The organism is Bartonella sp. TT119HLJHH, assembly GCF_042193385.1.
Lineage (GTDB): Bacteria > Pseudomonadota > Alphaproteobacteria > Rhizobiales > Rhizobiaceae > Bartonella.
Genome location: NZ_JBHILS010000125.1, coordinates 1 through 803, shown reverse-complemented (window position 1 = coordinate 803; position 803 = coordinate 1). Strand labels below are relative to the sequence as shown.

Annotated in this window: 2 pseudogenes; both read right to left on the bottom strand. The window is 37.1% G+C overall.

The features are described 5' to 3' along the window. Positions 1-426, bottom strand: a pseudogene (locus ACFIJL_RS09725) (hypothetical protein); the annotation flags it as partial. Next, positions 427-803 (bottom strand): annotated as a pseudogene (gene ssb / locus ACFIJL_RS09720) (single-stranded DNA-binding protein); the annotation flags it as partial.

Here is an 803-nt window from a genome sequence, read left to right as displayed (position 1 = left end):
GATAAAGGCATTGTCTTTCTTTTACTATCTCTTGCATAGCTTGATAATGATTGGTTGCTTTTTGTACCCATTTCTCTCTCGCTTTGTCATCAGAAGAAGATGACATTTTATCATAAATTGCATTAGGTAATCCTTTTACACATAGGTAATTGTTTTTCACTTCAAGATATTTTGTGCAGCATCATATTGATCTTGGTTGAGTTCTCCTTGCAAATAAAGCCGCCCGATATAGGTACCGGAAAGCGGATTTTTAGCCTCTTCAATCGTCAAACCAAAGCGTTTAGCACGCATTTCTATTGCCTATTTTCATGGGTGCATGCGATGTTTTTGCTCGTGAGATGCGTCCGTTTGGTTTTCTGATACATCCCCTTTAATCCGTGGACGTTCGCGTTTTGTACGTTTTTTCACTTTGCTATATTTGTTCAATCAAAATGGCATACTATCATTAAGAGATGCGCCATGATCAGCAGCACCTGAAGCGATAGCATAATTTTGAGAAGTTTTGAGAAGTAATGGGTGAAGGGGTAGGGGATGCTGATTGCTCTTTTTTTGCATCAAGCAAATACAATTCGCCTTTGCATTGTGGTAAGACAATCTCTGTTGTGTAACGGTCATGCCCATTTTTATCTTGCCATTTGCGTGTCTGTAATTTTTTTCTACGTAAACTTTTGAACCTTTGTTGAGATATTGAAGTGCAATTTTTGCTAAATGTGGATTAAAAATCACAACTGAATGCCATTCTGTTTTTTCTACTTTTTGATTGTTTTTTTATCCGTATAGCTTTCAGAAGTTGCCATACGAAA